The sequence below is a fragment of the Jannaschia sp. M317 genome (assembly GCF_025141175.1).
Classification (GTDB): domain Bacteria; phylum Pseudomonadota; class Alphaproteobacteria; order Rhodobacterales; family Rhodobacteraceae; genus Jannaschia.
The window spans coordinates 220,001-241,115 of sequence record NZ_CP081155.1; the positions used below are offsets into that span (position 1 = coordinate 220,001).

Genomic DNA, 21,115 nt, shown 5'->3' on the forward strand with positions numbered 1-21,115 from the left:
TCCAAGAAATGCGTTTTTTCACGATCTTTTTGTGAAGTCATTTATTTTCAGTAAGTTACGCTCGAAACGGCCCTGAATGCCTGTGTTCGACAGTCTAATGGGGGATGTTGACGCTGCGGCGCCGCGCCTTTGCGTATGCATTTGCAGCAACGCCTATCGCGGGGATCAGACCAGGGCTGCGAACCGGGCCTTCAGCAAGGCTTCGGCCCATTCGTCTTCGGCGGTGCTGTCGAAGACGACGCCACCGCCGACATCCAGCCGGACCGCTCCATCCGATTGCACGGTCAGGGTCCGGATCGCCACATTGAAGGTCATTGCGCCATTCGGCGCGATCCATCCAATCGATCCGCAATAGGCATCGCGTGAACCGCCTTCCAATTCCGACAGGATTTCCATCGCACGGATCTTTGGCGCGCCCGTAATGGACCCACAGGGGAATAGGGCGGCAAAGATCCCGGCCAATGACAGATCGGATCGAATCCGGCTCGTAATACGAGAGGTCATCTGATGCAGCGTCTCGAACCGCTCGACGGTGAACAGGTCCGGCACCTGCACACTGCCCACCTCCGAGATCCGGCTCATGTCATTGCGCAGCAGATCCACGATCATCAGGTTTTCTGCGCGGTTCTTTTCCGACGCCGCCAAGGCGGCGCGCAGCGCGTCGTCTTCGGCGACGGTTCCCCCGCGCGGCATCGTCCCCTTCATGGGCCGCGTGGTCAGCTTGCCGTCCGCCGTCAGCTCAAAGAACAATTCCGGCGACCGCGACAGCAACACCGACCCGCCCAGATCGACCAATGCGCCATGTGGCACAGGCTGGCGCGCACGCAGCCGCGCATAGACACCATCAACAGACCCGCTCAGCCGGGCCGACAGAGGGAAGGTGAGGTTCGCCTGATAGATGTCGCCTGCCGCGATATAGGCCTGAACCTGATCAAAGGCCGCTGCATAGCGTTCGAAATTCCAAACCGGGACGGGCTCGCTCAGCGTGCCGCCCTCTGCCAGGGCGGGGGCCGGAACCGGCGCGTCGAACACGCCGAACTGCAACAGCGGCAGCCCCCGCCCCTCCGGCATAAGGGGTGACAGCTTCGCGTCCAGAACATGCCCCAGCTCATACGCGGCCGCACCGGCCAGCCAGAACCCATCGGCCTGCGCCGCCTGCATCCTGTCAAAGGCGTGAGGCACCTCGTCCGCTGTCTCGGCCCGGATCACCGCGCGCGGCTCTGTGAACAGGGTACCGCCGGTCAGCGGGCCAGCATCGAACAGCACCCGCGCCATGGACCGGCTCAGAAGTCGGCGGCGATGCGCAGGTCGCGCAGGGGCCGGACGACATCGATGGCCTGTTGATAGATCGGATGCGCCTTGTAGGCGGCCAGGGCCGCCGCGTCGTCGAACTCCGCATAGACGACCACATCCACCTCGGACGACAGGGCGTCGACCTGGCTGTTCTCTACCACCTCGAAGGTGCGGGAATGCGGGATCGCCGCCAACATCGAAAGCCCTTCGACGATACGGCCCACGTCGGCCTTGTCGCGCGCGCTGAAGAACACTGTGTGGCGGATGAAGGTTCTGTCACTCATGGCGGGTCCCTGCGGCGGTCGCGCCCGTTTGGCGCGGTCCGACACTTTCCGCAAATCGCGCGCCGCCGCAATGGGGCGCGGCCAGCCGTCGCGGCTCAGGTCCGGGCAATGGCGCGCCCCGGGGCGGCGGGGTCTTCGCCTTCGGGGATGTCATGAAGATAGAGGAAGTCGGGTTGATAATACCCGATCTGCTGCAGCTTTTCCCGATTGTGGATCGTCACGCGGCCCTGGCTGATGGTGCAGCACCCCGCTTCGCGCAGATCGCGCAGACCCCGGTTCACGTGCACGGCGGTCATGCCGCTTGCATCGCCCAGGTCGGCCTGCGTCAGCGGCAGGGCATAGCTTTCGGCATCCGCCCGTCCGCACAGCGCCAGTCGGTCCTCCATCTCGCAGATGAAGTTGGCCAACCGCTCCATCGCGCGCATGGCGCTGACGCGGTAGGCCCAATGCCGATGGATCGCGGCATCCACCAGGGTCAGCCCCCACAACGCGATGGCCATTTCGGGATCCGTGCGCACCAGATCCTTCAGGACGTCGTGTTTGAATACCGCAAGGCGGACATCGCTCATCGCGGTGACGTCGTGATCCAACCGCCCCAGCGGCATGGAATGCAGATCGACGAAATCGCCCGGCACCTCCAACGCGACCAGCCGGCGGCGGCGGTTATCCCGATCCGAGATATGCCGCCCCATCAGCCCATCCAGCAACAACAGGCTGACGCCGATCTCTTCGCCGGCTGTGCTGACGGCAACCCGTGCCGGAATATCCCGAAGGTGATCGCACAGGCCCACAAGCTTGCGAAAATGCGCCGGGCTCAGACGGCGCAGCATCCCGGTCTGTTCGATTGTGTTACCGTCCTGCATGGCTTTGCGCCCCCTCTGGGATTGGCGTGAAACCGCGCAGCATCACCGCAACAAGCCACCTGGCCCGCGCCCAGGGCACCACCGCCCACGTCACGGTCGCCCCGCCTCGCGGCCACCGATGCCTGCAAATGCGGCGGGCCATCCGGTCATCGCCCCGCACGTCAGCCCCGCGGCGGATCAACGCGGACCGCCCTTGATTAAATCCGACATAGCACCGGACGGCGCTTGCAACGCCTTCATTTGTTTGAACGTTACGATACTGCGTCCGCATGGCGACTTTCCATTTAACAATTGTGAGCGGAAAATCGGCGGGGCCTTGTGTCGGACGACATGTCCACCCTGCATAAGGTTTCCAGTTGCTCTAGCTTGTCACCCAACGCGCTTTCCCGCTCCGGAGGTCCCTGTGCCCGTCGTTTTCCCCCCGCATTCGCCCCGCCAGGATTGGGACGACGCCTTTGCACAAATGGCGCATATCCCCGGATCCGAAGGGCTGCCCGACCGCTGGGCGGCCGATGCCGCCGCCGCGCGGAGCGCGCTGCGATGCACCTGCGACCTGCGCTACGGCCCCGCCCCACGAGAGATGTTCGACCTCCTCCTGCCCGACGGCCCGCCGCTGGGCCTCGCTGTGTTCGTCCATGGCGGATACTGGATGATGCTCGACAAATCGTCCTGGACGCATCTGGCGCGCGGGGCACTGGCGCGCGGCTGGGCGGTTTGCGTGCCCAGCTATACCCTGACGCCCGAGGCGCGGATCGCTCAGATCACCCATCAGATCGCCCGTGCCATTACCTGCGCCGCCGCGCAGGTGCCCGGTCCGATCAAGCTGGCGGGCCATTCCGCAGGCGGCCATCTGGTGACGCGACAGCTCTGCGCCGACAGCTCCCTGCCGCTGGACGTGGCCGCCCGCATCACCGGAACGCTTGCCATCGCCGGTCTGTTCGACCTGCGCCCCCTGCTTCACACCGCGATGAATGACACGCTCCGCCTGGATCCGCCCGAGGCACGGGCCGAAAGCCCCGCCTTGCTGGACCCAAGGGGCCAGCCTCGGCTGACCTGCTGGCTGGGCGCGCGCGAACGCCCCGAATTCCTGCGCCAATCCCGCCTGATGACACTGCTGTGGCGGGGTCTCGACGTGCCGGTGAACGCGCACGAAGCACCGGGCGAGGATCACTTCTCCGTCCTGGACGGCCTCACGGCACCCGACAGCCCGATCACCGAGGCCTGGCTCGGCACCGCCTGAGGCCACGCGGGGGCCTCAGCCCGTCGCCAGAACGGCCTCCACCTCCGCGCGGAAGGGCATGGAGGCCGCCGCCCCGGCCCGCGTCACGGAAAGGCCGGCCAGGGCACAACCGAACCGCGCGGCCTCCACCGGGTCCATGCCTTCCGACAGAGCGGTCGCAAAGCCTCCGTTGAAGGCATCCCCCGCCCCCGTCGTTTCCACCACGGGACCGGCCGAGACGGCTGGGACATGAACCGATCGGTCGGCGGCATGGAACAACACACCCTCCGCACCCAGCGTCAGCACCGCCGCCCGTGCCACCCCGGCCGCCAGCAAGGCATCGCCCGCTACCCGCGCCGAGGCCAGGTCCGTCACCGCAATCCCCGTCAGCGCCTCCGCCTCGCTCTCGTTCGGGGTGACGTAATCGCAGAGCGTCAGCATCCCTTGCGGCAGATCCGCCGCCGGGGCCGGGTTCAGCAGGGTCGTGGCCCCGCCTGCCCGCGCTAATTCCAAAGCGCGCACAGCCGTGTCCATCGGTTGTTCCAGCTGAGTCACGAAAACCCGCGCGCCACCGATCAACGCCGCCTCCGCCTCGACATCCGCCTTGGAAATCGTGCCCGCGACACCGGGAGCCACGATGATTGCGTTGTCGCCTGTTGCCGCGTCCAGAAAGATAAAGGCGGACCCGGTCGCCCCGCCCCCGCGTTGCACGGCGGGCGTAACCCCCGCCTCTCGCCACAGATCCATGGCCATGTCGCCAAAGGTATCCTCTCCGATGCGCCCGACAAAGGCCACATCCGCCCCCGCGCGCCCCGCCGCGACGGCCTGGTTCGACCCCTTGCCACCGGGCCCCAGCGCAAAGCTGCGCCCCATCACCGTCTCGCCCATGCGCGGCATCCGGTCCGCCCGATAGGACGCATCGGCCACAAACACCCCCAGGATCACAACCTTGCTCATACGCGCCCACGCCCCATCACTTGCAGTGCCATCCTTGTTTCTCCAGTTCCGCTTGCCACCAGGGGCGCATCCGTTTCCGGCAAGACATCGATCCCCGCCACCTGCGACGTCACGGCAGCAGCCGCTGGGTCACCGCCTCGGCCATGGCCCGCCCCAGCTGGCCCTGACCTTCTGCGGTCAAATGCACGCCGTCCAGCGGGTCCGCCGCGCAGATGCGCCCGGCATCGAAAAAGCCGCAGCCCAACCGGTCCGCTTCATCACGTAGCGCGGGCGCGATCGCGCGCGACCGCGCAGGCCCGCCCTGGAACATCTCCGCCAGGACGCCCGCCTCCTCCACCGGAACCGGTGCCACCAGCATCACGTCAGGCGCCCGCCCGCCCGGCCCGGCGGTAGAGCCCTGGACAACCTGGGCCAGCTTGCCGACCGCGGCGGCGATGTCCCACCCGCGCAATCCGAACCGCGCCTTGCAGTCGTTGGTGCCCAACATGACGATCACCAGGTCCAGCGGTCGGTGACTTTCCAACAGGGCCGGCAGCGCGCGCATCCCGTTCTTGTGCGCCCCGTCGATCGGGTCGTCATGCACCGTCGTGCGCCCGGGATGCCCTTCGCAGATCACGTCGTGCCCTGTGACCTGTGCCATGACGGCGGGCCAGCGGGCCGTGACCGGATAGCGCCCCAGGGCCCCCAACCGTGCCAAGGGCTGCGTGCCATGCGAATTGCTGTCGCCAAAGACGAGGATCGTGGCCATGAACTCTCCCTCTCATGTCGGGCAGAGGCTATCGCCGCATCCCGCCCCTGTCACGCATCCCCGCACAGGATCCGCGCGTGGACGGGTTCCGCGGCCCCATGCAAGGGTCGCTCGACACAGATAATGGTATCGGAGCCGCAAATGACCAACGCCCCCACCCTCGGCCATGTGCACCTGCGCGTCGCGGATCTGGATCGCGCCGTGGCCTTCTATACCGAGGTGATCGGCCTGCACGTCACTCAGCGCTTTGGCAACGCAGCGGCCTTTCTCGCTTCGGGCGGGTATCACCACCATCTCGGCCTCAATACCTGGGACAGCCGGGGGGCCACGCCACCGCCTGAGGGCCATACCGGCCTTTTCCACGCAGCCTTTCTTTATCCTGACCGGCCCGCCCTGGCGGCAGCCCTGCGCCGTGCGCTGGATGCGGGCGTGGCGCTAATGGGCAAGGCCGACCACGGCGTCAGCCAGGCGGTCTATTTCAACGATCCCGACGGCAACGGGGTAGAACTCTACTGGGATCGCCCCGCGCAGGACTGGCCCCGAGATACCGAGGGCAATCTGTCGATGGTCAACGCCCCTCTGAACCTGGAGGCCCTGCTGGCCGAGGCCCCGATCACCCGCTGACGCGACGGCGCTCAGCGCTGCGTGCCCCCCGCCCGACCAAGGTCGGACCGAACCCGGCCCGCGGCCGGGCCGTAGGGCGGGCGTCAGGCCGCCTTGCCGCCTGCACGGGCCGCCTCGCCCAGCCAGGTCGCCACGCGCCGCGCCAACCCTCCGGCATGGCAGGCCCGCACCTCGACCCCCGCATTCAACGCCACACGGGGTCCGCCCGCGACCAGACGGCCCTCTGCCAGATGGCCCGCCACCAACGACAGCCGTCCCATGGCCACGCCGCCGCCGCCCAACGCCTCGGCCACAGCCAGCGCATACAGCGAATGCACCGCCCCCATGGGGCGCGCATAGGCCCCCGGCACCGCCGCGCGCCACGCATCCCAATCGCCGGACCAGCTCGCATCCGCCAAAAGCGGTCCGTCCCCCGCCCCTGGCGCATGCACCGGCACCAGCCAGTCCCGCCCCTGGGGTCCGTAGAACAACGTGACATCGACCGCCGATCTCTTTTGGCGCGGCGCGACCTCCATCGCCGTGATCGACACGGACATGCCGGGAAAGGCTGCGCCCACTGCCCCCAGACGCGGCTGCAACCACAGTTGGGCAATCGCAGGCAGGGCCGCAATCGTCAGCCGCAGGGGGGCGGCCTCTGCCCGCAAGGCCGCCTGCGCGTCGGCCATGGCGTCGAAGGCCCGCTCCAACGCGGGCAAACAACGCGCACCCGCTTCGGTCAGGCACACACCGCGCGGCCCGCGCCGAAACAAAGCCGCGCCCAACCGCGCCTCGACGGTGCGGACATGGGCCGAAACGGCCCCTTGCGACACGCCCAGTTCCACCGCCGCCGCCGCAAAGCCACCAAGCCGCGCGGCGGCCTCGACCGCGCGCAGCGCATTGAGCGGCAGGTCAGGCGGGGGCGCGGGGGCGACAGGCATGGGCAGAGCCTCAATTTTTCTGACCCTCACAATCAGCAATCCTCGCGTTGACGTCCACCCCACCTGGCCGCGAAATGCCCGCACGCCACCTTCGGAGTCCGCCATGCACGACCTCTCCCCCCGCCCCTGGCTTTCGCCCGTCGCCGCCACGCGCATCGACGCCTTGCCATTGCCCGCCGACCCCTCCTCGCGGGTCGAGACACTGGCAGCAGAGACGCGCGCGATCCACGACGCCCGCGCCTTCAACCTGAACCCGGCCACAAACGTGATGAACCCGAGGGCCGAGGCGCTCCTGTCGTCCGGGATCGGCACCCGCCCGTCGCTGGGCCAGCCCGGCGAGAAATACGAAATGGGGCTGAGCGCCGTCGAAGAGATCGAGGTCATCGCCGCCCGCCTCGCCGCCCGCGTCTTTGACGCCGCCTTCGCCGAGGTCCGCGTGCCGTCCGGGGCGATGGCCAATCTCTTTACCTTCATGGCGCTCGCCCAGCCCGGCGATACGATCATCGCCCCCCCCGGCAGCATCGGCGGCCACGTCACGCACCATGCGCCGGGGTGCGCCGGGCTGTTCGGCCTGACGATCCACCCGGCCCCCGTGGATGCCGATGGGTATACCGTGGATGTCGATGCGCTGACCGACCTGGCCCGGCGCGCCCGGCCCCGGATCATCACCCTTGGCTCCTCGCTCAACCTCTTTCCGCATCCCGTGGCCAGGGTCCGCGCCATCGCCGACGAGGTCGGGGCCACGCTGATGTTCGACGCGGCCCACCTTTGCGGCATGATTGCTGGGCGGGCCTGGCCGAACCCCCTGACCCAGGGCGCACATGTCATGACCATGTCCACCTACAAGTCGCTGGGCGGCCCGGCGGGCGGGCTGATCGTGACCAATGATGCGGCCATAGCCCAGCGGCTCGATGCTGTGGCCTTTCCCGGCATGACCGCAAACTTCGACGTGGCCAAGACGGCCGCGCTGGCCGTCACGCTACAGGATTGGGTGACCTGTGGGACCGACTATGCCCAGGCCATGATCGCCCTGTCCCAGGCCCTGGCGCAGGCAGCGCAGGCCGAGGGTCTGCCGCTGTTCGAGACACCGCGCGGCGTGACCGAAAGCCACCAGTTCGCCCTGGACGCCGCCCCCTTCGGAGGCGGCCAGACCATGGCAAAACGGTTGGAGACGGCAGGCTTTCTGACCTGCGGCATCGGCCTGCCCCGCCCGGAGGTTCCGGGCGACATGAACGGCCTGCGCCTCGGCACGCCCGAACTGACGCGCCGCGGCGTCCGCCCCGCCGATGCGCCCGCGATCATGACGCTGTTCGCGCGCGCGCTGCGCGACGATCCGGTCACGCTGGCCCCGCAGGTCGCCGCGCTGCGCGCCCGGTTCACCGATCTTGGCTACGTCGCCTGAGACACCGGCAAGGGCGGCATGATACGCCGCCCTGCCAATCGGTCCCCGTAGGGCGGGGTTCACGCCGCCCCGGAGCCCTCGGCCCGCACATCGTCCATGAACTGCTGCACCCTGGCCACCGCCGCGCCCTGCACCCGCAGGCCCAGTTTTGACCGCCGCCACAGCACGTCTTCGGCCGTGCGCGCCCATTCCCGTGACATCAGCCAGCGCACCTCTGCTCCGGTCAGGGTGCCGCCGAAATCGGGGCCCAGATCGTCCAGCGTCTTGGCATCGCCCAGCACATCGCGCGCTTCGGTGCCGTAGTGACGCACCAGCCGTCTGGCCCAGGTCGGCGACAGGAAGGGATAGTCCGTCTCCAACCCGGTCACCAAACGCTGCACGCCGTCGACGGGAAAATCCCCGCCCGGCAAAGGCGCGTCATGGGTCCAACCCCCCGATGCGGTCGGCAGATGCGCCTCGATCTTCTCCATCGCCGCTTCGGCCAGCTTGCGATAGGTGGTGATCTTGCCGCCGAACACGTTGAGCACGGGGGCCCCCGCGTCATCGACCTTCAACACGTATTCCCGCGTCGCGGCGGTCGCCGAACTGGCCCCGTCATCATACAGCGGACGCACCCCGGAATAGGTCCAGACCACATCCGCATCGGTCAGGTCGCGCTTGAAATAGCCGTTGGCAAAGGCCAGCAGATAGGCCTGCTCTTCGGGGGTGCAGACGGGTTTCCGGTCGGGATCGTCATGTTCCGCGTCCGTGGTGCCGATCAACGTATAGTCGTCCTCGTAGGGGATCGCGAAGATGATCCGACCGTCCGCGCCCTGGAAGAAGTAGCATTTCTCGTGGTCATACAGCCGCTTGGTCACGATGTGCGACCCGCGCACCAGGCGCACGCCTTCCTTGGCGTTGGACCGGACCACACCCTTGATGACCTCACCGACCCAGGGGCCGGAGGCGTTGACCAGCATCTTGGCCCGCACCTGGCCCGACCGCTCCCCTTCCAGGGTGACGATCCATTCGCCGCCGTCGCGCTCGGCGGACACGACGCGGGTGCGGACATGGATGTCGGCCCCGCGCGCCTGTGCGTCGCGGGCGTTCAACACGACCAGACGCGAATCCTGCACCCAGGCGTCGGAGTATTCAAACGCCTTCTCGAACCGATCCTCCAGCGGCGTGCCTTCGGGCGTGCCGCGCAGGGAAATCGTGCGCGCACCGGGCAGGTACTTCGACTTGGCCAGGCCGTCGTACAGTGCCAGGCCCGTGCGGATCAGCCAGTCGGGCCGCTTGCCCTTCAGCCAGGGCATCACCGTGCCCAGCAGTTTGGACGTCGGCGTGCCCCCCTCGAACCGCATGTCCTTGGACAACGGCAGCACAAAGCGCATCGGCCAGGAGATGTGCGGCATGTTCTTGAGCAGAACGTCCCGCTCCCGCAGGGCCTCGCGTACCAGGCGCACTTCCCAATACTCCAGATAGCGCAGCCCCCCGTGGAACAGCTTGGTCGAGGCCGAAGACGTCGCACCGGCGAGATCCCCCATTTCTGCCAGGCCGACGGTCAGACCCCGGCCCACCGCGTCGCGCGCAATGCCGCAGCCGTTGATGCCGCCGCCGATGACGAAAAGGTCGTAGGATTCGCGCATGAGAGCCTCCAAAACGAAAACAAGCGAACATTTACGCTTTCCTTTTGGCGCGCGCAATGATTCAATTCAGGGACAAACGCCCGAGGCCCGTATGAGTTTCCGCCACCCCCAAATCCTTGACATCGCCCGGCGCGACGGGCGCGTGACGGTGGACGGTCTGGCCGAGGCCCTGGGCGTCACCGTGCAGACCATACGCCGCGACCTGAGCGAGCTGGCCGATGCGGGTCGGCTCTCGCGGGTTCATGGCGGTGCCGTTCTGCCCTCCGGCGTCAGCAACATCGGCTATGCCGACCGCCGCGCCCTCGGGGCGGAGGTCAAGGCCGCCATCGCCACCCGCGCCGCCGCGCTGATCCCGGACCGCGCGTCGGTCTTTCTCAACATCGGCACCACGACCGAGGCCGTGGCCCACGCCCTGCGCGGTCACACCGGCCTGATGGTGGTGACCAACAACCTGAACGTGGCCACGACGCTGGCGGAAACCGACGCCGAGGTCATCGTGACCGGTGGCACGTTGCGTCGTGCAGACGGCGGGCTGGTCGGCCCAATGGCCGCGGCGGCGGTGGACCGCTTCAAGGTCGACGTGGCGGTGATCGGCTGCTCGGCGCTCGATGCCGAAGGTGACCTCCTCGACTACGATCCCGGAGAAGTGGAAGTCGCCCGCGCCATCCTGCGCCAATCGCGCCGCACCGTCCTGGTCGCCGACGCATCGAAACTGACGCGCAAGGCCCCCGTCCGGATCGCGTCGCTGTCACAGATCGACACCTGGATCACCGACGCGCTGCCCGACCCGCTGGCCGAAAAATGCGCTGCCTGGGGCACCGAAGTGCTGCACCCGTAGGGCGCATTTCCAATGCGCCGCCCCGGCCCGACGGGTTTCCCCCAAACCGTACAAACCGCCGCCGGGTTTACCCCCAAAACGTGAAAATCAGCCGTCGCGCCCGGCCCGGTACCAACGGATCAAAGCCAAGCGATCCTCCTCGGCCATGCGCCCCATGATCGCCGGCGGCATCGCGTGGCTGACGCCCGCCTGCAGATAGATGCGCTTGGCGTGATGGGCGATGTCGGCCTCGGTTTCCAGATGCACGCCCTTGGGCGCCCAGCGCAGATTGCCCCAGACCGGTTCCCGCGCGTGACACATGGAACAATTGCCCAGCACGACATCGGATGCCGCCCCAAAGCCTTCGGCGCTTGCAAACCGTTGCTCTGAAACGGTTAACTGCCGGGCTTCGGAGTCCTCGTAGGTGTCGAACAGGGGGGCCGTGGACAGCCACATCAGCACCACAAAAATCACCGCCGTCGCGCCCAGCGTCCACCATGGCAGCGGCTTGCGCAGATGCATGGTGTTGAAGAAATGCCGGATGGTCACCCCCATCAGGAACACCAGCGCAGCGATGATCCAGGCGTTGTCGGTGCCCGTGGCCAGCGGGTAATGATTTGACAACATGAGGAAAATAACCGGCAACGTCAGATAGTTGTTATGCGTCGACCGTAGTTTCGCAATCGCTCCATACTTGGCATCGGGCACCCGGCCCGCCTTCAGGTCCGCGACCACGATCCGCTGGTTGGGCATGATGATGAAGAACACGTTTCCCGACATGATCGTCGCCGTCATCGCCCCCAGGTGCAGAAGGGCCGCGCGTCCGGTAAACACGTGATTCAACGCCCAAGACATCACCACGATGCCGGCAAACAGCACCAGCATCACCGCCGTTGGATTGCTTTTGAGCGGTGACCGGCAAAGCGCGTCATACCCCAGCCACCCGACAACCAGGAACGCCGCCGACACGGCGATCCCCTGCCAGACCGCAAGGTCCGCCTTGCCGGGGTCCAGCAGAAACAGCTCTGCCCCGGACCAGTAGACCACCGCCAGCAACGCGGCACCCGACAGCCAGGTGGCATAGCTTTCCCATTTGAACCAGGTCAGATGCTCCGGCATCGCCGCGGGTGCCACCAAGTACTTCTGAATATGGTAGAATCCGCCGCCGTGGACCTGCCATTCCTCGCCGTCGGCAGGACCGGGGATGGAGCGGTTCAGACCCAGATCCAGCGCGATGAAATAGAACGACGACCCGATCCAGGCCACCGCGGTGATGACATGGGTCCAACGGACGGCGAATTCGATCCAGTCCCAGAATATCGCAAGGTCGTGCATGTGTGTTCCTGTCGAAAAGCCTTGGCGACGGTCTCATGCCGCCTCGCCGGGATCAACTGCCCCACATCACCCAAAACAGAAAGACAAGGCCCAGAACCAGCAAGGCCACGGCCCGGAATCCGCGCCCCTGCAACCGTCAGCTCCCGCGGTAAGTCGAATAAGCGTAGGGGCTTAGCAGCAAGGGCACGTGATAATGCATATCCTCGGACAGGCCGAACCGCAGCGGGATGTCGTCCAGGAACAGGATCTCACCATCGACCAGACCTTCGGCGCGCAGCCAGGGACCTGCATGAAAAATCAGCTCATAATTGCCGGGCTCGAACGCATCCTGCCCAAGGATTGGTGCGTCTGTGCGCCCGTCGGCATTGGTCATCGCCTCTGCAATCGTCTCGCGCCCCTCGGGCGTGAGACGCACAAGCGTCACGGCCAGCCCCGCCGCCGGTCGCCCGCGCGCGGTGTCCAGAACATGCGTCGTCAGATAGCCAGCCATGGTGCGACCCCCTGTTTCTTCTCGGCAAAAATACTCAAATCCCCGCGCTCAACCGAGCATGGCGATTGACGTCCTTGTACAGCAGATAGCGAAACGGCCCCGGCCCGCCCGCATAGCAGGCCTGCGGGCAGAAGGCGCGCAGCCACATGAAGTCGCCGGCCTCGACCTCGACCCAATCGCGGTTGAGCTTGTAGACCGCCTTGCCTTCCAGCACGAAAAGTCCGTGTTCCATGACGTGGGTTTCTTCGAACGGAATCGTGCCGCCGGGCTGAAAGGTGACGACATTGACATGGAAGTCGTGCGCCGTGTCCTCGGGCGAGACAAAGCGCGTCGTGGCCCAACGTCCTTCGGTGTCCGGCATGGCAACGGTGGTGGCCTGCGCCTCGGTCGTCACGAAGGACGCGGGCGGTGTCACCCCCGCAGCCGGGGTCCAGCGTTTGCGGACCCAGTGAAACAAGGCACCTTCGACCGAATGCAAGGACCAGTCAGCGCCCGCCGCGACATAGGCGTATCCGCCCGCCTCCAACCGATGCGTGGCACCGTCCAGCGTCAGATCCAGCGCGCCTTCGGTAACATAGATCACGGATTGCGCGGCGCGGTCCTCCTCGGGGGTGGGGCTGCCGCCGCCGGGGGCCAACTCTACCAGGTATTGCGAGAACGTCTCGGCAAAGCCGGACAGGGGGCGGGCCAGAACCCACATGCGCATCCCCTGCCAACCCGGCAGATAGGATGTCACGATATCGGACTGACAGGTCCGGGGGATGACCGCGTAGGCCTCTGTAAAGACGGCGCGCCCGGTCATGAGGGCGCTTTGCGGGGGTAGACCTCCAGGTCTCATTGACGACTCCAAACGGTGGGGAACCAGTCTTCGCGCAGGCGGTCCCCGGATTGCATTCCATGTCCCGGAAAGGGCGGTGAGGTCGGGCCGGGCCGCGCGACGACGCGCGCGTCATCCCCCACGAAGCGCAGCGAAAACGCGCGCCGCCGGGCCGACGTGGTATTGCCCCGCGCGCCGTGCAGCGTATCGAAGGAAAAAGCCACGGCATCGCCGGGCGCCATGTCCCACTCCAACACGGGCATGCCTTCGGCGTCGGGGTCGGGCACGGGACGGTAATCGCCAGGGAAGAACGCCTGCTGCGACACCCATCGGGTCGGCAGAACGGGTCGGTCCCAAAGGTGGCTGCCCGCGACCAGCCGCAGGGTCGCATCGCCCACCGGATCAAGCGGCACCCAAAAACTGACCGTCTGGCTGCCGCCAACGAAGTAATAGGGCCCGTCCTGATGCCAGGGGGTCGCGCGGGACGTCCCCGGTTCCTTGACCAGCACATGATCGTGGAACAATTGCACGCGGTCTGATTGCATCAACGCCGCGGCGGCCCCGGCGATGGCCGGGTCGCGGGCGGCGGCCTCCATGGCTGGGAACCGGTGCCAATTGACATAGTCGTCAAAGAACCGGCCCGCCTCGCCCATGAGAGTGTTTTCGGCGGCATGCGGACCCGGGGCCGCCATGTTGTCGGCCAAAGCGGAGCGCAGGGCTTCGACATGCCCGGCGAACAACCCGCGCAGAACGACGGCCCCATCGCGGGCAAAGGCGTCGATCATGTCGGGGGCAAGCTGCGTCATTCCCCTTCCCTGCCGGAACTGCGACATCGCGTCCAGTCCGGTCGCGGTGGTGCTGCATGTCTCCGGACCATATGCCTGCGGAATGACCAGAACGGAGAGCCGATGCCCCTGCCCGAGTCCTTTCGCCCTGAAGCGGTCGTTTTCGACCTGGACGGCACCCTGATCGACAGCGCCGGCAGCTTGCATGCCGCTGCCGCCGCCATGATGCGCGAATTGGGATTGCCGGAGCCGGACTTGCCCACGGTCACCGGCTTTGTCGGCAATGGTGTGCCGCGCCTGGTGGAGCACTGCCTGGCCTGGGCCGGAGCAACAGGCAGGCAGGCCGACGGGTTGGCCGTGTTCCGCCAGATCTATGACGCCGATCCCGTGACAGGCGTGGTAGTCTTCGATGGGGCCCGGATGGTGCTGGAGACGCTGGTGGCGGAGGGTCTGATGATCGGCCTCTGCACGAACAAGCCAGAGGCACCGACCCGGACCCTGCTGGCAGCGCTGGACCTGCCACGGTTCGATGCGGTTGCGGGCGGGGACACGCTGCCACACCGAAAACCCGCGCCAGAGCCGCTTTGGCATGTTCTCTCGGATCTGGGTGTTTCCGTGGACCGGGCGCTATTCGTGGGCGATTCGTCCGTGGATGCGCAGACGGCCCATGCAGCAGGCGTGGCCTATGTTCACGTGCCCAGCGGATACGGTCACGGCATCGGGCCGGATGCCGACGTGACGTTGTCGCATCTCAGCGATCTGATTGCGGTGGTTAGGAACATTCGCAGCTAGACATTTCCAACGAATCACCCATGTGGCATGATGATCCCGTAGAAACGTTGGGGGCGCGCGGTTGCGCCAGAGACCGGGATACAGGTCGATTCGGAAGATGGCAAAGTTCAAGGAACAGATTGCGGCCATGCCGCTGCGGTGGCACGACGGCGACGTCGAGGTCCTCATGGTGACGTCCCGCGACACCGGTCGCTGGGTCGTGCCCAAGGGCTGGACCATGAAAGACGTGAAGCCCTGGGCCGCAGCCGCCATCGAGGCGATGGAAGAGGCCGGCGTCAAAGGGCACATCGCGCGCGAGGTGTTTGGCACCTACCACTACGACAAGGTGCTCGATGACGCCAAAACCGTCGCGTGCCGTGTTCAGGTCTACCCGATGATCGTCGACGAAGAGCGTGACAAGTGGAAGGAAAAGGCCGAACGCACCCGCCGTTGGTTCCCCGTCGGCGAAGCTGCGGACCTGGTCGACGAAGAGGAGCTGTCACAGCTTTTGAAAACGCTGGTCAGCAAACCAAAAAAGACCCCTGTGGCGGGGCCTTTGCTACGCCGGGCGGCGTCCTGACAGATCAGATCGTCGTCAGCGGCGGGGATCACGCGGATCGTTGCGCACAGGAATGGGGATCGCGTCGGGCTGCGGGGCTAGTGCCCCGATCAGATCGGCCATGCGATCCTTCAGGATGTCGGTCAGCTTGTCGAGCGGTCCGCGCGTATCAGCCATCATGAACTCCCTTTCCTGTCTCAAAGTTGGAGCGATCGGCCCCCGGCTTCAAGGGGAGATTGCAAAAAGGCGGAATTCCGCCTGCAATTTGAGGAATAATCGCGCCGTTTACAGACACCCACGCAGCTCGACCGCACCGGACGCGCCGATCACCGTCATGCGCACGTTTCCCGTATCCAGATCGACCGCCCCACCGGTCGTTGCCATCAACTCCGAGGTGGCGCGCAGCTGATCGCCATCTCGTTCCACGGTGGCATCCGTGACCCAAAGATCCTGGTCATCCAGCTCGAACACCACGGCCTCTGTCCCGCCAAGGAACGGCAGATCCAGGACACCCGACAAGATCGCGCCATCCTTGCTGGCCACGACGGTACAATGGGCATCGGTCGACAGCCGGCGGGGCCGATCCAGCATTGCAGCATGGATAGAGGCGTCGGGCTGTCCCACGTCCGGCAAGGCCGCCCCGACCGCCAGTTGCGCGGGCAGGCAGATCTCGGCGCAGACACCCAGGTTCAAATCGCCCTGCAGGTCCATGGCGCGGCCCTGGTCCGTCGGGGTCACGATCAACGGCAGGACGAAACCTTCGGTATACCCGATGGAGATGTAATCCCCTTGGCGGAAAATCTGGGGTGTGGGCCAGGCGGCGGCAACCTGGGCCACGTTGCCGGAACGGCTCCAATCGAACTGCGGGGCAATCCCGCCAGAGCCTGCGGTCCGCCAATAGGTCCGCCAACCGGGGCGCAGCGACACGCGCAGCGCCGCGACATGGGTGCCGTCCGCCGCTCGCCAACCGGGCAGAACCTCGACCGAGATGACGTCGCTCATGTCCTCCGGGCCGGCCTGGGCCATGGCAAGCTGACCGGTGGCCAAAACCAGCGCGCCGGCAAGGGCAGCGATTGCGGCAAGACGCAAACAGAATTGGAGGATCATTTTCATACTCCTTCCCTAGGCTATCACGGAAAGGAACTGAAATCACGCCTGCGACACCGCCCCGTGAGGTCAGGGCCGTGGCGCGGCAGCCCGGCGCAGGCGGTCGTTGATCGCCCGTCCAAGACCCCGATCGGGGATCGGTGCCACGTCGATACGATGGTGCCCGCGCGCGCGGGCCAGCGCATCGGCACGGTGCAGGGCGTCAAACAGGCTCGCCGCCGCCTCGGTCAGGTCGCCATCCGGGGACAGAGACAGGTCGCCCGCGACCGGGCCGAACCCGATCAACACGGCGTCCGGTGCGCGGTGGCTGATGTCCAGGCGCACCGGCGCGCCCGGCGCGTAATGCGACGCAAGCTGACCCGGTGCCTGGACGCGCCCCGGCGTGACGTCACGCGTTAGGGGGTACCCCAGGATGGCCTCGATCCTCTCGGCGGGCAGCCCGCCTTCGCGCAGCAGAACCGCCGGGTCCGGGCGCAGAATCGTCGATTCCAGCCCGACGTCACAGGCCCCACCATCGAGAACCGCATCGATACGACCCGACAACCCGTCGATCACATGGTCCGCGCGCGTCGCGCTGATCCGCCCCGAAAGATTGGCCGACGGCGCCGCCACGGGCCGCCCCACTGCGCGCAGCAGGTCCCGCGCCAACGGCGCGGCGGGCACGCGCAGCGCCACGGTGTCCAGCCCCGCCGTCACCAGAGACGCCACCCCCGCCCCCGGTCGCAGCGGCAAGACGAGGGTCAGCGGTCCGGGCCAAAAGGCCGCCGCCAGCGCCCGCGCCTCGGGGCCCATCGTCACCAGCGCCTCGGCCTCCTCGGCGTCCGGCAGATGGACGATAAGCGGGTTGAAACTGGGTCGCCCTTTGGCCGCATAGATCTTTGCCACGGCCTGCCCGTCGGTCGCATCCGCACCCAATCCGTAGACCGTCTCGGTCGGAAACGCGACGAGCTTGCCCGCCCGCAACAGCTCGGCCGCTGCCGCCACGCCGTCAGGCGGGGTCAAACGGATCAAGTGACGCTGTGTTTCAGTTGATGCCATGGGACGACGCACCCTAGGTTATCGGCAATTGGCACAAGCCTATAGTGTTCCTCAGTCCCGAATGGGAGGTCCCAACATGCCCTATCGCGCGCCCGTCTCCGAATTGCGCTTTGTCCTCGACCATGTGGTCGGATTTGACCGCGTTGCCGCGACTGACCGGTTCGCCGAAGCCACCCCCGAGACGGTCGAGGCGATCCTGACAGAGGCCGGCCGCCTGTCGGAAGAGGTCCTCGCCCCCCTGAACCGGCAGGGAGACCTGCACCCGGCACATCTGGAAAACGGCGTCGTGCGGACGTCGCCCGGCTTTGCCGACGGCTTTGCCGCCATCGCAGAGGGCGGCTGGCTGGGCATGTCCGCCGACCCCGAACACGGCGGCATGGGCCTGCCGATCGCGCTGACCATGGCTGTAAACGAGATGATCGGGTCGGCCTGCCTGGCGCTGCAGTTGAACCCGTTGATGACCCAAGGCCAGATCGAGGCGCTGGAGGCCCATGCCTCCAAGGAGATCAAGGCGCTGTATATCCCCAAGCTGATCTCGGGCGAATGGTGCGGGACCATGAACCTGACCGAGCCGCAGGCCGGATCGGACGTCGGCGCCCTGCGCACCAAGGCCGAACCGAATGGCGACGGCACCTATGCGGTGACCGGGCAAAAGATCTACATCTCCTGGGGTGACAACGATTTTTCACAGAACATCTGTCACCTCGTGCTGGCCCGCCTGCCGGATGCCGCGCCGGGCACCAAGGGAATCAGCCTGTTCATGGTGCCCAAACGCATCCCGGACGCCGACGGCACCCCCGGCGTGGCAAACACGCTGAGTGTCGTGTCGCTGGAACACAAGCTGGGCCTGCACGGCTCGCCCACTGCGGTCATGCAATACGACGGGGCGACCGGCTGGCTGGTGGGCGCGCCGCACAAGGGCATGGCCGCCATGTTCACCATGATGAACAACGCCCGCCTGGGCGTCGGCGTTCAGGGCCTGTCGGTGGCCGAGGCCGCGATGCAGCACGCCATCGGATACGCCATGGAACGCCGCCAGGGGCGCACCGCTGGGGGCGCAGGCACCATCCTGGACCACGCGGACGTCCGCCGCATGGTGCTGGACATGAAGATCGACACATTCGCGGCCCGGGCCATCGCGATGGATTGCGCCGTCGCGCTGGACATGGCCAAGGCCACGGGTGACGACGCCTGGGCGGCACGCGGCGCGCTGCTGACGCCCATCGCCAAGGCCTTTGGCACCGACACCGGCATCGAGGTGGCCCAGCAGGGCATTCAGGTCCACGGCGGCATGGGCTTCGTCGAGGAAACGGGGGCCGCGCAATTCCTGCGCGACGTGCGCGTCACCGCGATCTACGAAGGCACCAACGGCATTCAGGCCATGGATCTGGTCGGCCGCAAGTTGATGGACGGCGGGGCTGCGGCCTATGCCCTGCTGGACGACCTCGCCGAGACGGATCACGCGGGCCTGCAGGCCGCTGTGTCGGACCTGCGCTCGGTGACAGAGTGGATGGTCGCGCAGGACATGCAGGATCGTTTCGCGGGGGCCGTGCCATACCTGGCGGCGTTCGCGCGCGTGTTGGGGGCCGCCTACCACCTTCGCGCCGCGGCGGCGGACCCCACCCGCGGGCGTCTGGCGCAGGTGGCCGTGGCGCGCATGCTGCCCGAGGCCCAGGCCGAAATGGCCAAGGCGCGCAGCGGGGCTGCGGCGCTGTTTGCCCTGTCCTCCGACGAGATTGCGGCCTAGGCCTGCGGCGACGGCATCGTCATCGGTGCCCCGCCCTTGGCAGATGACGCCGTCGGGCATGTCGAGACGTAGAAAACGAGGCCGCGCGTGAAGGACCTGGAAATCCCCGATGGCTATGCCGGTCTGACCTTCCCGTGGGAGGCGCCGCCCGCCGAGGGCGAGGCCATCGAGGTCGCCGAAGGCGTGCTCTGGGCGCGGCTGCCGCTGCCGATGACGCTGGACCACGTCAACGTCTATTTCCTGCGCGAGGGTGCGGGCTGGGTCATGGTCGATACCGGTTTCGACACCCGGCGCACGCGGGCCATCCTTGAAAAACTGCGCAAGGGCCCCCTGGGCGGGGATCCGATCCTGCGTGTTCTGGCGACCCATCATCACCCCGATCACATCGGGCTGGCCGGCATGCTGCAGGCCGAGGGCGCAGAGTTGCTGACCACGCGCACCGCCTGGCTGATGGCACGGATGCTGGTTCTCGAAGAACAACCCCTGCCGACGGCCGAGACGCTGGCCTATTGCCATCGCTGGGGCATGGACGCGGAGGTCCTGGCACAGCGGGCCACGGAACGGCCGTTCAACTTCGCGGATGTGGTGGCACCCCTGCCCGTGGGCTACACCCGGATCCAGGAAGGTGATCGCCTGACGCTGGGCGGGCGCACCTGGCGGGTGGCGCGGGGCGACGGCCATGCGGTGGAACATGCCGTTCTGTTCGAGGAGGGGGGAACCCTGGTGCTCGGCGGGGACCAGCTGTTGCCAGGGATCTCTCCGAACCTTGGCCTCTACCCTTCAGAGGCAAACGCGGATCCCGTGCAGGACTGGATGACCGCCTGCGAAACCCTCGCCCCGCTGGCCCGACCCGACCAACTGGTCCTGCCCGGCCACAAGACACCTTACCTCGGACTGCCGACCCGCCTCGCCTCCTTGCGGCAGAACCACGTGTCGGCGCTGAACCGCCTGCAGGCGCATCTGGATGTCCCCCGCACTGGCGGTGACTGCTTTGCGCCGCTGTTCAAGCGCCGGATCGACGACAAGATATATGGCCTCGCATTCTTCGAAACCATCGCCCACCTGCAGCATCTGCATCTGACGGGCCGTGCCACGCGGACGACACGGGACGATGGCGTCTGGCTGTTTCAATCGACCTGATCCGTCCTTGGCAGGCCGCGCGCCCCGGGCGGCGTCGCCTCGACGGGAAACCTCTGGTGCCGCGCAGGCAAGCCGCCTAGCCTGCGCCCATGGATGACATACAAACCTCTGCCGAAGCGATGGAAGCCGACGCCCTGCCCCGGCAGGCCGAGCTTCGCCCGGATGGGCGCGACCATGCGGGCCCGATGCCAGATGCCCTGGCCAAACGTCCGCCAGCCGCCAAAAGCGCGGCGGAGTGGGCCTATCAACGAGTCATCGCCTATCTGAAAACCTTTGAGGAAAACCTGGACGAAAGCCAGGACGTCGCCATGGGGTTTTCCGGCGGGCCTGCGGGCAGTTTGCGGATCGAGGGCATCGGTTTCAGCGCCCCCGACCTCGTCACCTTCAGCGGGCACGACGATCACGGTCAGCAATGTCAGCAGGTGCTGCACGTCAGCCAGCTCAACGTGATCCTGCGCGCCGTCCCCCGCCCCGCCAACCAGCCGGAGCCGCTGCGCATCGGCTTTCGGCTCGCCCGTGCCCTGCAAGAGGCAGAGGACGCGCAAACCGCCGCACCCACCCCCTCGTGACAGCC

General features: G+C 67.0%; 23 protein-coding genes. 9 read left to right on the plus strand and 14 right to left on the minus strand.

What is annotated here, in order from left to right; genetic code table 11:
- Positions 1–165: 165 nt before the first annotated feature.
- The 3 genes from K3551_RS01160 to K3551_RS01170 form a co-directional block, all read right to left on the minus strand.
- Positions 166–1,275 carry an aminodeoxychorismate synthase component I gene (locus K3551_RS01160; RefSeq protein ID WP_259916963.1) on the minus strand — a complete coding sequence of 370 codons (1,110 nt, stop codon included), beginning with the start codon at positions 1,273–1,275 and terminating at the stop codon, positions 166–168.
- An 8-nt stretch (positions 1,276–1,283) separates the two neighbouring features.
- Entirely contained in the window at positions 1,284–1,577 is a 294-nt protein-coding gene (locus K3551_RS01165; protein WP_259916965.1) for a Dabb family protein, read from the minus strand.
- A 95-nt stretch (positions 1,578–1,672) separates the two neighbouring features.
- Positions 1,673–2,440: a Crp/Fnr family transcriptional regulator gene (locus K3551_RS01170; RefSeq protein WP_259916968.1), complete on the minus strand. Its 768-nt coding sequence runs from the start codon at positions 2,438–2,440 to the stop codon at positions 1,673–1,675.
- 403 nt (positions 2,441–2,843) lie between these two features.
- On the opposite strand from K3551_RS01170, the gene K3551_RS01175 reads away from it, so the two are divergent.
- On the plus strand, positions 2,844–3,680 hold the full coding sequence (locus tag K3551_RS01175) for an alpha/beta hydrolase (protein ID WP_259916970.1): 837 nt from the start codon (positions 2,844–2,846) through the stop codon (positions 3,678–3,680).
- Positions 3,681–3,695: 15 nt separating this feature from the next.
- Here K3551_RS01175 and K3551_RS01180 read toward each other — a convergent pair whose 3' ends face one another.
- Both K3551_RS01180 and K3551_RS01185 read right to left on the minus strand, forming a co-directional pair.
- Positions 3,696–4,616, minus strand: a complete 921-nt coding sequence (locus K3551_RS01180) for a ribokinase (RefSeq protein ID WP_259916974.1) — start codon at positions 4,614–4,616, stop codon at positions 3,696–3,698.
- A 109-nt stretch (positions 4,617–4,725) separates the two neighbouring features.
- Positions 4,726–5,364: an SGNH/GDSL hydrolase family protein gene (locus K3551_RS01185; RefSeq protein ID WP_259916976.1), complete on the minus strand. Its 639-nt coding sequence runs from the start codon at positions 5,362–5,364 to the stop codon at positions 4,726–4,728.
- Between the two features lie 141 nt (positions 5,365–5,505).
- Here K3551_RS01185 and K3551_RS01190 point away from each other — a divergent pair, with 141 nt between their 5' ends.
- The gene (locus K3551_RS01190) at positions 5,506–5,988 is read left to right on the plus strand and encodes a VOC family protein (protein WP_259916977.1); all 483 of its coding nucleotides are present in this window, start codon (positions 5,506–5,508) and stop codon (positions 5,986–5,988) included.
- Positions 5,989–6,071: 83 nt separating this feature from the next.
- On the opposite strand, the gene K3551_RS19895 is transcribed toward K3551_RS01190, so the two are convergent.
- Complete coding sequence (locus K3551_RS19895) at positions 6,072–6,905, minus strand: LysR family transcriptional regulator (protein ID WP_311199752.1); 834 nt, start codon at positions 6,903–6,905, stop codon at positions 6,072–6,074.
- A gap of 103 nt (positions 6,906–7,008) precedes the next feature.
- Between K3551_RS19895 and glyA the strand changes: the two genes are divergently transcribed.
- Entirely contained in the window at positions 7,009–8,307 is a 1,299-nt protein-coding gene (glyA, locus tag K3551_RS01200) for a serine hydroxymethyltransferase (RefSeq protein ID WP_259916979.1), read from the plus strand.
- A 59-nt stretch (positions 8,308–8,366) separates the two neighbouring features.
- Here the strand turns inward: glyA and glpD are convergent, their stop codons facing one another.
- On the minus strand, positions 8,367–9,935 hold the full coding sequence (gene glpD / locus K3551_RS01205) for a glycerol-3-phosphate dehydrogenase (protein WP_259916983.1): 1,569 nt from the start codon (positions 9,933–9,935) through the stop codon (positions 8,367–8,369).
- 91 nt (positions 9,936–10,026) lie between these two features.
- On the opposite strand from glpD, the gene K3551_RS01210 reads away from it, so the two are divergent.
- A complete protein-coding gene (locus K3551_RS01210; protein WP_259916984.1) occupies positions 10,027–10,773 on the plus strand; it encodes a DeoR/GlpR family DNA-binding transcription regulator in 747 nt (248 codons plus the stop codon).
- Between the two features lie 87 nt (positions 10,774–10,860).
- Here the strand turns inward: K3551_RS01210 and K3551_RS01215 are convergent, their stop codons facing one another.
- The 4 genes from K3551_RS01215 to K3551_RS01230 all read right to left on the minus strand — a co-directional run bounded on the left by K3551_RS01215 (position 10,861) and on the right by K3551_RS01230 (position 14,200).
- Positions 10,861–12,087 carry a urate hydroxylase PuuD gene (locus tag K3551_RS01215; RefSeq protein ID WP_259916986.1) on the minus strand — a complete coding sequence of 409 codons (1,227 nt, stop codon included), beginning with the start codon at positions 12,085–12,087 and terminating at the stop codon, positions 10,861–10,863.
- A 136-nt stretch (positions 12,088–12,223) separates the two neighbouring features.
- Entirely contained in the window at positions 12,224–12,577 is a 354-nt protein-coding gene (gene uraH / locus K3551_RS01220; RefSeq protein WP_259916992.1) for a hydroxyisourate hydrolase, read from the minus strand.
- A 34-nt stretch (positions 12,578–12,611) separates the two neighbouring features.
- Positions 12,612–13,415, minus strand: a complete 804-nt coding sequence (locus K3551_RS01225) for a bifunctional allantoicase/(S)-ureidoglycine aminohydrolase (protein ID WP_259916994.1) — start codon at positions 13,413–13,415, stop codon at positions 12,612–12,614.
- A complete protein-coding gene (locus K3551_RS01230) occupies positions 13,412–14,200 on the minus strand; it encodes a phytanoyl-CoA dioxygenase family protein (protein ID WP_259916997.1) in 789 nt (262 codons plus the stop codon). Before K3551_RS01230 ends, K3551_RS01225 begins: the two co-directional genes overlap by 4 nt.
- Positions 14,201–14,302: 102 nt before the next feature.
- Between K3551_RS01230 and gph the strand changes: the two genes are divergently transcribed.
- Both gph and K3551_RS01240 read left to right on the plus strand, forming a co-directional pair.
- Positions 14,303–14,971, plus strand: coding sequence for a phosphoglycolate phosphatase (gph, locus tag K3551_RS01235; RefSeq protein WP_259916999.1), 669 nt, complete (start codon positions 14,303–14,305; stop codon positions 14,969–14,971).
- 97 nt (positions 14,972–15,068) lie between these two features.
- A complete protein-coding gene (locus K3551_RS01240) occupies positions 15,069–15,530 on the plus strand; it encodes an NUDIX hydrolase (RefSeq protein WP_259917002.1) in 462 nt (153 codons plus the stop codon).
- Positions 15,531–15,545: 15 nt separating this feature from the next.
- On the opposite strand, the gene K3551_RS01245 is transcribed toward K3551_RS01240, so the two are convergent.
- From K3551_RS01245 to K3551_RS01255, 3 genes are all read right to left on the minus strand, one after another.
- Entirely contained in the window at positions 15,546–15,689 is a 144-nt protein-coding gene (locus K3551_RS01245) for a hypothetical protein (protein ID WP_259917005.1), read from the minus strand.
- A 105-nt stretch (positions 15,690–15,794) separates the two neighbouring features.
- On the minus strand, positions 15,795–16,616 hold the full coding sequence (locus K3551_RS01250) for a protein-disulfide reductase DsbD domain-containing protein (protein ID WP_259917007.1): 822 nt from the start codon (positions 16,614–16,616) through the stop codon (positions 15,795–15,797).
- Between the two features lie 69 nt (positions 16,617–16,685).
- Positions 16,686–17,627, minus strand: a complete 942-nt coding sequence (locus K3551_RS01255; protein WP_259917009.1) for an L-threonylcarbamoyladenylate synthase — start codon at positions 17,625–17,627, stop codon at positions 16,686–16,688.
- Positions 17,628–17,730: 103 nt separating this feature from the next.
- Between K3551_RS01255 and K3551_RS01260 the strand changes: the two genes are divergently transcribed.
- From K3551_RS01260 to K3551_RS01270, 3 genes are all read left to right on the plus strand, one after another.
- On the plus strand, positions 17,731–19,401 hold the full coding sequence (locus tag K3551_RS01260; protein ID WP_259917011.1) for an acyl-CoA dehydrogenase: 1,671 nt from the start codon (positions 17,731–17,733) through the stop codon (positions 19,399–19,401).
- 87 nt (positions 19,402–19,488) lie between these two features.
- Positions 19,489–20,541: an MBL fold metallo-hydrolase gene (locus K3551_RS01265; RefSeq protein ID WP_259917013.1), complete on the plus strand. Its 1,053-nt coding sequence runs from the start codon at positions 19,489–19,491 to the stop codon at positions 20,539–20,541.
- 89 nt (positions 20,542–20,630) lie between these two features.
- Positions 20,631–21,110, plus strand: coding sequence for a hypothetical protein (locus K3551_RS01270; RefSeq protein ID WP_259917016.1), 480 nt, complete (start codon positions 20,631–20,633; stop codon positions 21,108–21,110).
- Positions 21,111–21,115 lie beyond the last annotated feature (5 nt).